Annotated in this window: 13 protein-coding genes; all 13 read left to right on the top strand. The window is 54.9% G+C overall.

All coding sequences use genetic code 11. The features are described 5' to 3' along the window. The first annotated feature begins 1 nt into the window (after position 1). The 13 genes from wbpD (at position 2) to asnB (ending at position 14153) form a co-directional block, all read left to right on the top strand. On the top strand, positions 2–586 hold the full coding sequence (wbpD, locus tag PCLY_RS12195) for a UDP-2-acetamido-3-amino-2,3-dideoxy-D-glucuronate N-acetyltransferase (RefSeq protein ID WP_061239643.1): 585 nt from the start codon (positions 2–4) through the stop codon (positions 584–586). Then, entirely contained in the window at positions 583–1674 is a 1092-nt protein-coding gene (locus PCLY_RS12190; RefSeq protein WP_061239641.1) for a DegT/DnrJ/EryC1/StrS family aminotransferase, read from the top strand. Before wbpD ends, PCLY_RS12190 begins: the two co-directional genes overlap by 4 nt. 269 nt (positions 1675–1943) lie before the next feature. Next, positions 1944–3017, top strand: a complete 1074-nt coding sequence (locus PCLY_RS12185; RefSeq protein WP_197432179.1) for a DegT/DnrJ/EryC1/StrS family aminotransferase — start codon at positions 1944–1946, stop codon at positions 3015–3017. Continuing rightward, positions 3007–3513, top strand: a complete 507-nt coding sequence (locus PCLY_RS25305) for an acyltransferase (protein ID WP_061239637.1) — start codon at positions 3007–3009, stop codon at positions 3511–3513. The genes PCLY_RS12185 and PCLY_RS25305 overlap by 11 nt, the downstream gene beginning before the upstream one ends. Before the next feature lie 4 nt (positions 3514–3517). Next, positions 3518–4471: a Gfo/Idh/MocA family protein gene (locus PCLY_RS12175; RefSeq protein WP_061239635.1), complete on the top strand. Its 954-nt coding sequence runs from the start codon at positions 3518–3520 to the stop codon at positions 4469–4471. Then, a complete protein-coding gene (locus PCLY_RS12170) occupies positions 4468–5445 on the top strand; it encodes an NAD-dependent epimerase/dehydratase family protein (RefSeq protein WP_061239633.1) in 978 nt (325 codons plus the stop codon). The genes PCLY_RS12175 and PCLY_RS12170 overlap by 4 nt, the downstream gene beginning before the upstream one ends. Next, a complete protein-coding gene (locus tag PCLY_RS12165) occupies positions 5442–6536 on the top strand; it encodes a DegT/DnrJ/EryC1/StrS family aminotransferase (protein ID WP_061239631.1) in 1095 nt (364 codons plus the stop codon). The genes PCLY_RS12170 and PCLY_RS12165 overlap by 4 nt, the downstream gene beginning before the upstream one ends. Continuing rightward, positions 6533–7441: a methionyl-tRNA formyltransferase gene (locus PCLY_RS24520; RefSeq protein ID WP_082768067.1), complete on the top strand. Its 909-nt coding sequence runs from the start codon at positions 6533–6535 to the stop codon at positions 7439–7441. The genes PCLY_RS12165 and PCLY_RS24520 overlap by 4 nt, the downstream gene beginning before the upstream one ends. A gap of 12 nt (positions 7442–7453) precedes the next feature. Beyond that, positions 7454–8434, top strand: a complete 981-nt coding sequence (locus PCLY_RS12160) for a hypothetical protein (protein WP_061239629.1) — start codon at positions 7454–7456, stop codon at positions 8432–8434. Then, positions 8431–9447 carry a methionyl-tRNA formyltransferase gene (locus tag PCLY_RS24515; protein WP_082768066.1) on the top strand — a complete coding sequence of 339 codons (1017 nt, stop codon included), beginning with the start codon at positions 8431–8433 and terminating at the stop codon, positions 9445–9447. Before PCLY_RS12160 ends, PCLY_RS24515 begins: the two co-directional genes overlap by 4 nt. 52 nt (positions 9448–9499) lie before the next feature. After that, the gene (locus PCLY_RS24850) at positions 9500–10774 is read left to right on the top strand and encodes a glycosyltransferase family protein (protein WP_156458595.1); all 1275 of its coding nucleotides are present in this window, start codon (positions 9500–9502) and stop codon (positions 10772–10774) included. After that, positions 10767–12224, top strand: a complete 1458-nt coding sequence (locus PCLY_RS12150) for an oligosaccharide flippase family protein (RefSeq protein ID WP_061239625.1) — start codon at positions 10767–10769, stop codon at positions 12222–12224. Before PCLY_RS24850 ends, PCLY_RS12150 begins: the two co-directional genes overlap by 8 nt. 42 nt (positions 12225–12266) lie before the next feature. After that, positions 12267–14153 (top strand): asparagine synthase (glutamine-hydrolyzing), encoded by a 1887-nt coding sequence (gene asnB / locus PCLY_RS12145; protein ID WP_061239624.1) that lies wholly within the window; start codon positions 12267–12269, stop codon positions 14151–14153. Positions 14154–14159: the final 6 nt, after the last annotated feature.

Raw genomic sequence — 14159 nt, 5'->3', positions numbered from 1 at the left:
TATGAGCCACTACCAGCATCCCAGCGCCATCGTCGATGAAGGCGCACAGATTGGCGAAGGTTCGCGCATCTGGCATTTCGTCCACGTATGCGCGGGCGCTCGGATTGGCAAATGTGTGTCCCTAGGGCAAAACGTATTCGTCGGCAACAAGGTGCTGATCGGCCACCACTGCAAGATCCAGAACAACGTCTCGGTGTATGACAACGTCACACTTGAGGAAGGCGTCTTCTGCGGTCCAAGCATGGTCTTCACCAACGTCTACAACCCGCGTTCGCTGATCGAACGCAAGAGCGAATACCGCGACACCTTGGTGAAGAAGGGTGCCACGCTGGGGGCCAACTGCACCATCGTCTGTGGCGTCACCATCGGGGAGTTCGCCTTCATTGGTGCAGGCGCGGTCGTCAACAAGGACGTGCCGGCCTATGCACTGATGGTAGGTGTTCCTGCCCGGCATATAGGCTGGATGAGCGAGCATGGCGAGCAGTTGGATCTGCCACTCACCGGGGAGGGGAGTGCGCTATGTATTCACTCAGGGGAGCGCTATGTGCTCGAGGGCGGCATTCTGAGAAAGGAGCAAGCGCAGTGATCGAATTCATCGATCTCAAGAAGCAGCAGGCGCTGATCAAAGACAAGATCGATGCCAACATCCAGCGGGTGCTGGCCCACGGTCAGTACATTCTTGGCCCAGAAGTGGCCGAACTGGAGGAAAAGCTGGCGGCCTTCGTGGGCGCCAAGTACTGCATCAGCGTGGCCAATGGTACCGATGCGCTGCAGATTGCTCAGATGGCGCTGGGTGTCGGTCCGGGCGATGAAGTGATTACCCCTGGGTTCACCTACATCGCGACTGCAGAAACCGTCGCTCTGTTAGGGGCCAAACCGGTGTATGTGGACATCGATCCGCGTACCTACAACCTGGATCCTCAGCTGCTCGAGGCTGCAATTACGCAGCGCACTAAAGCGATCATCCCTGTTTCATTGTATGGCCAATGCGCCGATTTCGATGCGATCAATGCTATCGCCGCCCGGCATGGCATCCCCGTGATCGAGGACGCCGCGCAGAGCTTCGGTGCCACGTACAAGGGCAAGCGCTCGTGCAATTTGACCACCATTGCCTGCACCAGCTTCTTCCCAAGTAAGCCCTTGGGTTGCTATGGCGACGGTGGAGCAATCTTCACCAACGATGACGAATTGGCCAAGGTAATGCGCCAGATCGCGCGTCATGGTCAGGATCGTCGCTACCACCATATTCGTGTGGGCGTTAACAGCCGCCTAGACACCCTTCAGGCGGCAATTCTGCTGCCCAAGCTGGAAATATTCCCGCGCGAACTGGAGCGGCGTGAGCAAGTCGCCCATGATTACAGTCGTCTGCTGGGAGATGCCGGTATTGCCGCACCATTTGTTGAGACGCATAACTGCAGCGCTTGGGCCCAGTACACTGTGCAGGTGGCCGGACGCGATAAAGTGCAGGAGAGTCTCAAGGCTGCCGGCATCCCTACTGCGGTGCACTACCCGATTCCGCTCAACCGCCAACCGGCGGTGAAGGATGATGCTGCATGCCTACTGGTGGGTGATGCCATTGCAGAGCGAGTTATGAGTTTGCCTATGCATCCCTATCTCGATGATTCCTCGCAGCGTGTCATCATCCAAACATTGCAAGAGAGTTTGGGAGCATGAGTGGTAAGGTCGCCGCGAGAGTCTTGCGTTCCTGACAGAATGAAGTCTCTTTCTGATTTGGGACAGGGTTTGCCCTGCGGTGTCGGTAAAAATCAGGCCGAGATGTGGCTGGATGATCGTTCAGGCCCGCGGCACCCTATGTTTATTGTGCTTAACCCCTCTCGCTGTTACAGCGCCGGCAGCTCCGGTCGCCTCGTCAAGGAGATTGAAAAATTAACGTTCCCTTTATTGACCTCAAGCGCTTGGAGCCCGATTTCCACACGGCGCTGATGGAAAAATTCCATACCATGACCCTGGGCGCGCAATTCATCGGCGGTGCTGAGGTCGCTACGCTTGAAAACCGTCTGCAGGCCGAACTGCAGGTCGCGCATGCGGTGAGTTGCGCCAACGGTACCGATGCCCTGCAACTGGCGCTGCGTGCGGTTGGCGTGGGCGAGGGCGACGTGGTGCTGGTGCCGAACGTGACCTTCTGGGCGACCTTCGAGGCGGTAGTGAATGTCGGCGCCAAACCTGTGACGGTAGACGCCGACCTCAGCGATGGCGGCGTGTGTTTCGATGCCTTTGCTCAGGCCATCCGCGAGTCCCGGCCCAAGGCGGCACTGGTGGCGCACCTGTATGGCTGGGGTACTGCCCGCCTGCTTGAATTGCGTGCATTGTGCCGCGATCAGGGCGTGGTGCTGGTGGAGGACGGCGCCCAGTCCTTTGGCGCCCGTTATCAGGGCGAGCCCATCTATAAGGGCGCGTACATATCTACCACCTCCTTCTATCCGGCCAAGGTGCTGGGCGCTGCCGGTGACGGCGGTGCAGTGTTCACCGACGATGCCGAGTTGGCCGACAAGGTCCGCCGCCTGGGCAACCATGGCCGCACCGCCCACTACGGCTACGGTGACGTGGGCTGGAACTCGCGCCTGGACTCGCTGCAGGCGGCCTTCCTCAACCTGGCGCTGGATCACATCGATGCACGGATAGCCTCGCGCCGCGAAGCCGTGGCGTTTTACCAGAAGCACCTTCCGGCCACCGGCATCCAGTTAATGAATGCGCCGGCCGGCTATGAAGAAAATGGCTACTGCAATGTCTGCTTAGTGCCGGATGCCGCATTAAAGGCCAGCCTGGAGGCCCGCCTCAAGGCCGAAGGCATTGGGTTTGGCAACATCTATCCCAGCGTCATGTCCAGTCAGCCAGGGGCTGCGGCCTATATCAAGGGCCACTTTGGCGGCCAGATCGGCGAGCAGCTGTGCGCCTCGGTGTTGAACCTGCCGCTGTTCCCCTACATGACTGAAGCCGAGCAACTGCGCGTAGTCGACGTGGTCGGTTCGGTTCTCGGAGGTGGAAATGTCCGCTAATGACATCTACATCCACCCCAGCGCCAATGTTTCAGACAAGGCCAGCATCGGTGCTGGCAGCAAGGTCTGGATCAACGTGCAGATCCGCGAGAACGCGGTGATCGGCGAGGGCTGCATCCTATCCAAGGATGTCTACATTGACCACGCAGTGAAGATCGGCAACCGCTGCAAGATCCAGAACAGCGTCTCGGTTTACAACGGCGTAGAGATCGGCGACGACGTCTTCGTCGGGCCCAATGCCTGCTTCACTAACGACAAGGTGCCGCGCGCCTTCAATGCCGACTGGATGATCACTCCGACGCGCATCGACGACGGTGCCAGCATCGGCGCTAATGCTACCATCGTATGCGGCATCACCATCGGCGAGTTCGCCATGGTTGCCGCGGGCAGCGTGGTGACTAAGGACGTTGCGCCCTACACCCTGGTTATGGGTAACCCCGCACGTGCGGTGGCTCGTATCGACCGTGAAGGTAATCGCGTTTCTGGAGATGTTTGACGTTATGCAACAAGTGCTCAAGGTAGGCCTCATCGGCCTTGGTAACATGGGGCGCAACCACCTGCGCGTACTGTCGATGCTCAAGGGGGTCGACTTGGCCTTTGTCGCCGATGCCAATGCCGAAGTCGCCGCTAGGGCCGGCGAGGCGCATGGCATCCCAGGCGTGGTCGACCCGACACCGCTGCTGGCCGATGTCGATGCGGTGGTGATCTGCACGCCGACCGTGACCCACGCCGACTACATTCGCCTGGCCGCTGCCCATGTGAAGAATATCTTCGTCGAGAAGCCGCTGGCTGCCACCCTGGAAGAGGCGCAGGAAATCGCGGCGTTTGCCCGCGAGAAGGGGCTCAACGTGCAGGTGGGCTTCATCGAGCGCTTCAATCCGGCGGTACAGGCACTGAAGACCGTGCTTGATCGCACCGAACGCGTCATTAGCCTGGACTTCACCCGAACCAACAAAGTCAGCGCGCGCATCACCGATGTCGACGTGGTCACCGATCTGATGATCCACGACATCGACCTGGCCCTGTACCTCAACGGCCCTGCCCAGTCGGTAGCCGCCCACGGCTTCGCACACGGCAATATGATCGACTTCGCCTCGGCACTCATTACTCACGAAAACGGCCAGTTTTCGCGCATCCAGGCCAGTCGTGTGACGGACAAAAAAATTCGCCAGATCGAAGGCACCTGCGTCGACATGTTCGTCGACTGTGATCTTCTGCGTAAGGAAATCCTGATCAACCGCCAGTCCGAGGCGCGTGACAGCGGCAGCCTGCCCTATGCCATATCGGCTATCCAAGAAAGTGTGGCGGTTGCTCCGCAGGAAGCCCTGCTGACTGAACTACAGGTGTTCATGTCCAGCTGCCGTCAGTTGGGAGCAGGGCAGGTTCCGGGTGTCGACGCCGGCGTCGACGCAATGAAGATATGTGCACAAATTCAGGCGGCGGTTCAGGCATGACGATTCGAGAAGGTTTTGCGGGCAAGGGTGTTCTAGTCACGGGCGGCGCCGGCTTCATCGGCAGCCACCTGGTGGACCGCTTGCTGGCCGAAGGTGCCGCTCACGTGGTGGTGATCGACAACCTCTTCGTCGGCTCCGAAGACAACCTGGTCGAGGCCCTGGCCAGCGGCAAGGCCACCTTCTACCGTGATGACGCTGAGCTGAGCACCAGCCTGGAGTACATATTTGCCAACCACGTCATCGACGTGGTGTTCAACTGCGCGACCAAGGCGCTGAACTACTCCTTCCTCAATCCGGCCAACGCGTTCGACACCAATGTCAAGGTGGTGCTGAACCTGCTTGAGCTGCAGCGTCGCGGGTTGTTCAAGACTCTCTGCCACTTCTCCACCTCGGAGGTGTATGGCTCGGCCGTGTACGAGCCGATGGATGAAGCTCATCCGCGTAATCCCACTACGACCTATGCAGCGGGCAAGGCTGCCGCGGACCTTGCGGTGGAAAGCTATGTGCGTATGTTCTGCGTAGACGCTTACATCGTTCGCCCGTTCAACAACTACGGACCTCGGCAGAATCACAAAGGCATGCTGGCTGGCGTGATTCCGATCACTGCCGTGCGCCTGCTCACTGGCGGCACTCCGGAAATCCATGGCGAAGGCACGCAGAGCCGCGATTTCATATACGTCCACGACACCGTAGATGCTGTGGTTAAGCTGCACGCAGTGCTGCCGTCCGGTGAAACGGTGAACATCTCCACCGATAACCAAATCTCGATCAATGAGTTGATCCCGAGGATATGTGCCCACTACAGCTACAGTGGTGAGATCCTGCGCAAACCTGCACGCCATTCCGACGTGCTGTCGCACAATGCCAGTAACGAGAAGGTGAAGGGGCTGATTAAATATCGCCTGACCCCATTCGAAGAGGGGCTTAGCGAAACTCTCGGCTGGTATACCCATTTGATCGGAAACCGTACATGAGCCAGATCCGTTTGATGAAGCCCTATATCGGTTTCGATGAAGTCGAAGGCGAGATGCGGCAAATATTTGAAAGTGGCATTTTTACCCGTGGGCAACACGTGGATGCGTTTCGTAAAGAAATATGCGCCTATACCGGTGCACGGCACACGCATCTGGCCACTTCTGCCACTACTGCGCTAAGCGTTTGTCTGAAGCTGATTGGGATTGAGCCGGGTGACGAAGTTGTAGTTTCCGATTTCTCTTTCCCCGCCACAGCAAACGTTGTGGAGGACCTGGGAGCGCGTCCTGTCTTTGCCGATGTATCGCTCGATACCTACAATATGCTGCCCAGCGCATTGCGCGCTTGCATGAGTGCAAAAACCAAAGCTGTTATCGCTGTTGATGCGTTCGGTAATCCCAGTGGAATGCATGAAATCGCTGCAATCTGCAAAGAGTATGGGGTGCCGTTCATCGAGGATGCCGCTTGCGCCATCGGCAGCAGCGAACAGGGCGTACGTGTGGGGAATATAGCGGATCTGACCTGCTTCAGTTTTCATCCTCGCAAGCTCTTGACCACTGGTGAGGGCGGTGCGATCACCACGAATCGTGATGATTGGTCTGCATGGTTCGACGTGAAACTCAATCATGGGGCCAGCGGTATGCTGGGTTATGGTCTTGATTTCATTGACCATGGCTACAACTATCGTCTTTCCGAGCCTCAAGCGCTAATGGGGCGCGTGCAGTTGCGCAAATTGGACGCCATCGTTGCGGAGCGTAACGAGATCAGAGCTGAATATGTGCGCTTACTAGGTGGTGCTGGTTTCTTACCGCAACAACGCGCTGTGGATGTGGTCCACAACGTGCAGTCCTTGGTTTTCCGGGTTCCGGACGGTGTTGATCGGGATGCGCTGATCAGCGGCTTGCGCGAAGATGGTATCGAAACCACCATCGGTACTTACTGCCTGAGCGGCACGACGTACTATCGTGGACGTTATTCGGACGTTCAGCCCAATTCAGAGTTATTGCAGCGGCAGACTATAACACTGCCCTGCTATCAGGGTATTGATGCGCTGCGTGTAAGTGAAACCATCCTGCGCCGGAGCGACCAGTGAGCCGTACCTTGGTGTTCATGGGAAGCAAGGCCGCGGGTCTGCTACTTTGTGAAACTATCTGTGAGCTGTTACCTGGCTGTCTTGCTGCAATTTTTTGCCCTGATGACACAGCGGATGATCGCTCCGTTCTTGCATCTTTTAGTTCATTGGCGGAGCAGCATTCGATACCGTTGCACGTCGTTGCCACTCGTGTTGAGACATTACGCTGGCTTGACCACTATGATGCACGGATTGCACTAGTTCATGGTTGGTATCAGATTATTCCAGTGGATGGTGCCTGCGAATTTTACGGATTTCATTATTCGCCATTGCCAAAGTATAGAGGAAATGCACCGCTGGTTTGGCAAATCATCAATGGCGAAAAAGAGATTGGGGTAAGCTTCTTTCGGTTTTCAGCTGGGATGGATGAAGGGCCTTTAATTGCACAGGCAGCAGCGCCTCTATCTGAAAATGAAAATATCGGTGATGCCTTAAATAAAGCAAACGAGTTGATGTTGAGCCTGGCTCGTCTGCATGTTCGCTCATTAGCATCTGGCGAGATTGTACTGAATCCGCAACCAGAGACTGGTGCTTCGTATTGTGGAATAAGAGTGCCTACGGACGGAAGGATAGATTGGCATCAGCCCTCCAAGAAAGTTCACGACTTCATTAGGGCTCAATCAAAGCCTTATCCTGGTGCATTTACCCACGATGCTGATGGGCGCGTGGTCCGTATATGGTCCTCTTCCTTGGATTCTCGCCAAATATACGGTGTGCCAGGCAGTATCATCGATATAGGGCAAAGTGGTGTGTCGGTCGCCTGTGGAGGCGGTGGGGTTATTTTGCATAGTGTGAGTGTTGATCGCGATACTACCTGGCATAACGCTGCTGAGTTGATTCGCTCTATTAAGATGCGCTTTATATAGCTGGATGATGATATGCCTTCGGTAACAGGTTTTTCTGAGTCGGACTACCGGCGTCTGGTTTTAGATACTCAGCGGCAATACGAATTTTTCGGATTCGACGTGTTAGGCATGAGTGCTTTGCCTGCCAAGCTTGCTATTCTACGTCATGACATCGATTTCTCACCTGAGCGTGCGCTAGCAATCGCCAAGATTGAGGCGGAACTTGGTGTTTTCTCCAGTTACACAGTTCTTTTAACCGGCGAGTACTACAGCCCGTTTGAGAAGAGTGTTCAGCGTGCACTAATTGAAATAGACCGTTTGGGGCATGATGTTGGATTGCACTTTGATGCTCAATGGCATTCCGTAGCTCAAGAGGGTGGCTTGGAGTATGCGTTGCGAAGTGAAGTATCAACGCTGAAGCGAATTCTGGAGAAAAAGGATGATATCAAGTTCTTTTCTTTCCATAATACGACTCCTTTTACCATGGCATGCAAAAAGCGATCTTATGCTGACCTATGGAACGCTTATGCTGGTGCTTTGCAGGAAGAGGTCCAATACACAAGCGACTCGAATGGGTATTGGATTTATCGAAGTTGGGATGAGTTGATTGGTCAGCAGCATGATCGAATTCAAGTTCTAACTCACCCGGAGTGGTGGTGTAAAGAAGACGCGGAGCCCGGGGAGAAAATTGCTCAATCCATACTTTCTAGAGCTGTCCAGGGCTGGAGTGAATACGACCAGCTTTTAAGGGGGTTGAATCGATTAAACGTGACAGGCCTAGACGATGCGACATTTGGCGAAGTGCCGCAGGATGTGGCTGTCCTCCGGTTTCTATGGCTAGCGGGGTTAAAGGAGTTGGCGTGTCAGGGGGCTTTAACAAAGGCGTCCCAGAAAGCCGTTGGTCATGATGTTATTAATGATGAGATTTTCGGGCGTCTCCTTGCGGGCACTCTAGATAACGTTGAGTTGAAGCAAATTTTTGAAAAATCCATAAAGGTTATATTAGCTCGATGACTCTCAAGGTGCTGGTTCTTTGTTCACTCGAAACTGGCTGGGACTCAGTTGTAAGTGTGGCTCAGCAAGGAGCACATATTGCAGCTGTTATCGGACTCGACCATGACTCATGTGACCAGGACAAGGTCAGTGGCGTATTCGACGTTGAGAAAAGCTGCCAGAAGTTGGGGGTTTCGTTCATTAAGGTAAAGGATTACTCGTTGCGCGCCCGCGAGGACAAACTCGCTATTTCTGCTGTTTCCTACGATTTGATTTGGGTGGCAGGCTGGCAGCGGTTGGTGCCTGAATGGCTTATTGAGTCTGCGCGAATGGGGGTTCTGGGGGTTCATGGGAGCCCCGATGGGATTTCCGGGGGGCGAGGTCGCTCCCCTCAGAATTGGGCTCTGCTGTTAGGCTGCACTCGATTTGATATTGCGCTTTTCTTGATTAGGAAAGGTGTGGATGACGGACCCGTAATTTTAGAGCGCAGTTTTTTCTATAACGAAAGTGATGATATTAGAAGTTCGTATTATAAAGCATCATTGCTGATTTCTGAGATGGTGTTAGAAGTTCTGAATCATCCTGGTCGACTTTGTTCGGCTAGGCCTCAGAGCGGTGATTCATTCTATTTCCCGCAGCGACTTCCTGATGATGGTCGCGTGGACTGGTTCCAGCCTGTCTCTGTAATAGCGAGGCATTGTCGCGCGTTGACCAGACCATATCCGGGCATTCGGACCAAATGTAACGGAATTGTTTTGAGAGTCTGGCAATGCCAGCCATTTGATGATCGAATGAATGGAGCGGTTGGTCAAATTTCTACAGTTTTTGCTGATGGATGTTTCTTGGTTAATTGTGCAGATGGTCGGTTGCTTGTTCGTGAATGGTCTTCCGACGACGCTCAATGGGAGCCGTTTGCGAATATGCTTTTGGAGTCGGTTCCATTTCTTGATCAGCTATCCAGGGTCGTTGAGCGGCACACCGAAAAATTTCCTGATCAGCCAGTCAGTGACCGTATTTGTCGACTTGTTATTTAGTGCTTGATGGTGGGGTTTTATTTTGAGCTCATTTCGAATCTGCGTTGGCGTAATGGAAATTTCAGGACTGGCAAGCGGATTGGTACGCGGTTTTCGTGCGCTGGGGCGAGATGCTGATCTTGTTCTTGGATACAGACACCCCTTTGATTATGAAACCTTCGGGGATGTGTCTAGAGTGGCGCGTCTTTGGGCAAAAATCGGAACGCTGAGAACTGCAAGTAAAAATTTTTTTTTGAAGGTTCTTTGGGTGTTGTTGCATCGTATTATCGGGTGGATCGTTTTTCTTCGTTGCCTTCCTGCATATGACGCTTTTATTTTTACCTTTGGCCAGAGCTTTACCGGCGGAAAACTGGAGCTTCTATTGTTGAAAATGCTGGGGAAGAAGGTCGTTTTTATATATGTTGGTTCTGACTCTCGGCCTCCTTATCTTGATGGTGGAGCCGTGCCTGTGGCTGTGGCTGTTGGCGGGGTTTCTCGTGTTGTTCGCATGGCACGGAAAAAATTTAAAATGGTACGATTTCAGGAGAAGTATGCTGATTATGTTGTGAATTCTCCTTCGTCTGCCCAGTTTCACTCTCGGAAATTTATAAATTGGTTTTCTATGGGTGTTCCTATTTCTTGCGTGGAAACAGGGGGAGAGCCTTGGAAACGTTCCGATGATGTGATTCGAATCTTGCACAGTCCTTCGAATTCTCTGCTAAAAGGCTCTGATCTTATAAAGGCCGCTATAGAAAACTTGTCGAAAAAAGGACACCGGATAGAATTGGTTCTGGCGTCTGGTCTGCCTAACTCAGTTGTTCGAGAGATGATTGAGGACTGTGATTTCGTTGTTGATCAAGCTTATTCAGATAGTCCGATGGCAGTTTTTGCAGCTGAAGCTGCTAGTTTTTCAAAGCCTGCGGTTGTGGCAGGGTACTATGCGCAAAAAATTTGTAGTGTTGTGTCTTCCGAGGACATGCCTCCGTCGCTTTATGTGATGCCAGATGAACTTGAGGCTGCGATTGAGAAAGTTATTTCTGACTCAGCCTTTAGACAGGCGCTTGGGCGAAAGGCAAACGAGTTCATAACTAAACGCTGGTCGTGTATGGAAGTTGCCAGAAGGTACTCCGATCTATTGGCTGGAAAGGTACCAGAGGACTGGTATTTGTATCCGTCTAGTTTAAATTATGTGGGCGGCTGGGGGGCTTCAGCTGACAGAATAAAGTCCGTTGTTTCTCTCATAATAGAAAATTATGGTTCTGAGGCGCTTTTGCTAGATGATCAGCCGATTTTGAAGGCGGAGCTTTGTCGGTTGGCTGCTTCACCGGTCGAGGCTCAGTGTGCTTAAGGCGGTCCTGCGCGACAGCCTCGTCTACGGTCTGGCCTCGCTACTGTCCAAGGGCCTAGCGATCTTCCTGTTACCACTCTACACCCGGGTGCTGTCCCCGAGTGACTACGGCGCTTATGACCTGCTGATTACCCTCGGTGCGTTGGCCAACTTAGTGGTGGCCTTGGAGATTTCCCAGGGGCTGGCGCGCCATTGGGCCGATACGGCCGAGCCGGCAGAGCGCAGACGCCTCGCCAGCACCAGCCTATGGTTCAGTGTTTTGATGTACTCGCTGTTTCTGATTTTCGGCCTGCTGGCTGCGTCGCAGTTCAACGCGCTGCTCTTGGGTGATGCTCGCTACCTGAATGCGTTTCGCCTAGGGGTCGGCTTCATTGCGGTCAACGGCATCTATTATCTGTTGCTCAACCAGTTCCGCTGGGAGCTGCGTAGTAAGGCCTATGCCCTAACCAGCGTGGCTTATGCGTTGTTCACGCTGCTGTTTGCCATGGTCTTTTGTCTGTGGTTGGATTTGGGACTGGTCGGGGTGATGCAAGCCCAACTGATGGCGGCGCTGCTGGCCTGCCTGCTGTGCCTATGGCTGCTGCGCCGAACCTTCGGTTGGCTGTTCGATGTGGGTCAGCTACACGCAATGTTGCGTTTCTCGGCACCGCTGGTGCCGGCTGGCCTGGCAGTCTTCATCAGCTTGTATATCAACCGCTTTGCCCTCAATCACTTCGGCAACCTGGAAGATGTGGGTCATTTCGGTATTGGCAGCCGTATCGCCGCCCTGTCGGCGTTGCTGATTCTGGGAATTCAGGCGGCGCTGACGCCGCTGGTCTACCAGCACTACCGAGACCCGCAGACGCCTGGGCAGATTGCTCGCCTATTCAGTTGGTTCATGGCAGTGGCGCTAGTAGGCTGCCTGTTCCTGGCGCTGTTCGCTCGCGAGCTGCTGATGCTTTTCGCTACTCCGGAGTTCATGGCTGGTGCGGCGCTGGTGGGTGTGCTGGCGCCGGCGCTGCTGCTGTCGCAGATGTATATCTTCGCGCCGGGCATCGCCATTGCGAAGAAGACCCTCTGGCAGCTTTGGGTGACGCTGCTCTCGGCGGCGGCCAGCGTGGCCGGTAACTGGGTGCTGGTACCTCTGTGGGGTATTTGGGGGGCGGCGCTAGCCACCTTGCTAGCATCCTCGCTGTTCTTCTTTTGCTGGCTGTCGCTCAGTCAACGTCTGTACAGAATTCCCTACGCCTGGCGGGCGTTGCTGCTGTCGAGTCTGGGTTTCGTAGTGTGCGCCGGGGTGGGCATGCAGCTTGAGGCAACGGGGCTGGCGTTGCCTCTGAAGCTGTTGCTCAAGAGTCTGCTGATGTGTGTGCTGCTGGCGTTGGTCGTGGTGTGCGGGCTATTGCCCCTGGCGGATCTGCGGGCCGTGGTGCAGCAACTACGTCGCGTGTTTGGCTCTGCTCGTGTGTGATTTGCAAGGCGGGATCGCCTTGTCTTTGGAGATTGGATAGTCATGTGCGGTATCACGGGGGGATGGTGGCCTGGCCGGCCGGCCACGCTGGATGAAAGGTTAGCCCAGGCGTTGGCTGCGATGGACAGGCGTGGCCCAGATGACCGCGGTTATATGCTGTACCCAGGATCGAGTGGAGTCACTGCGCTTGGGCATACACGGCTGTCGATCATCGACCTTTCCGCAGCCGGGCATCAGCCTATGGAGTCACAGGGCAAGTCCGTTTCTATCGTTTTCAACGGCGAGATCTACAACTACCGCGAGCTGCGCGCGGAGCTTGAGCCGCTGGGGTATCGCTTCGTTTCTGGTTCGGACACCGAGGTGCTGCTTGCCGCTTGGCGACAGTGGGGGCGTGCGTGCCTGCCGCGGCTGGTGGGCATGTTTGCCTTCGTGGTGTTCGACAGTGTGCGTGGCACTCTCACCTGCGTGCGCGATGCCTTCGGTATCAAGCCGTTCTTCTATACCCGGGAGCAGGGCGGCTTCCTGTTCGCCTCTGAGGTGGCGGCGATCAAGGCGCTCAAGCAGGAGCGGGTGCAGCTGAACTGGCAGCGCGCCTACGATTATCTGGTGCATGCCGACTACGACAGTGGCGCACACAGCTTCTTCGATGGCGTGTTGCACCTGTTGCCCGGCCATCTGGTCGAACTGGACCTGGCTTCTGGTGCGCTGGGTGAGCCGCAGCGCTGGTGGTCGCCGCGCATCGAGGAGCGCGGCGACCTCAGTTTTGCCGATGCAACCGAGCAGTTGCGCGAGCACTTTCTGGCCAGTGTACGCCTGCATCTGCGCAGCGACGTGCCGCTGGGCGCGGCTCTGTCTGGAGGTATCGACTCTTCGGCGGTTGTGTGTGCCATGCGCCACATAGAACCCGATCTACCGATCAATACCTTTAGCTATATCGCTGATGGTAGCAGCGTATCGGAGGAGGTTTGGGTCGATCTGGTTAACCAGCACGTGGGGGCTCAGCCGCACAAGATTACAGTTGGTGGTGCTGAGTTGGCGCGAGACCTCGAAGATATGATCATCGCTCAGGGTGAGCCCTTCGGCAGTACCAGTATCTACGCACAATATCGAGTGTTTCAGCTAGCTCGTGAACATGGCATCACAGTAACCTTGGATGGACAGGGCGCAGATGAGTTGTTAGCTGGCTACAACGGCTATCCCGGGCCACGACTGCACAGCCTTCTCGATAACGGAGAGCTGCAGCGCGCTTGGAAATTTCTAGATGCTTGGGCAGAGTGGCCTGGGCGAAGCCGGATGTCCGGCGTGAAGCATGCAATTGCGCACATGACGAGCGGTAAGTTGCACGATCTGTTGCGCCGAATGGGGGGGGCGTATAGTGCCGCCTCCTGGATTAACTCAGATCTATTGCGTGAGCGGGGTATCTCATGTGGTTTTCCGCACACGGTTCCTCTGCACAACGAACGAGGGCGTCGCGTAGTTGAAGAGTTGGCTATTGCGTTGACTCAGCGGGGGTTGCCGGCACTGCTGCGACATGGCGACCGCAATTCGATGCGTTTTTCGGTAGAAAGTAGAGTGCCTTTCCTGACGACTGATATGGCGGATTTGCTGTTGTCGATGCCTGAGCACTATCTGATTTCTGATGCAGGTGAAACCAAGCATGTATTTCGTGCTGCAATGCGCGGCATTGTGCCTGACGAGATACTTGATAGACGCGACAAAATAGGATTTGAAACGCCTGAGTATGCGTGGCTGAGAACAATGTCGAATACGATAAGGGATTGGTTGAAGGTCGACTTGGGGCTACCTTTTCTTGATCAGGCGGAAATCCTTAAAGAATTTGACCTGATTATGCAGGGGAAGAAGAGGTTTTCTTGGCAGGTATGGCGATGGATAAATTTTTGCCGTTGGTATGAAATTTCTTTTAGGTAATATTAA

Source organism: Ectopseudomonas composti (assembly GCF_001567565.1).
GTDB lineage: Bacteria > Pseudomonadota > Gammaproteobacteria > Pseudomonadales > Pseudomonadaceae > Aquipseudomonas > Aquipseudomonas composti_A.
Note: the sequence above shows the minus strand (reverse complement) of the source record. Positions and strands in the feature narration are given on the sequence as shown.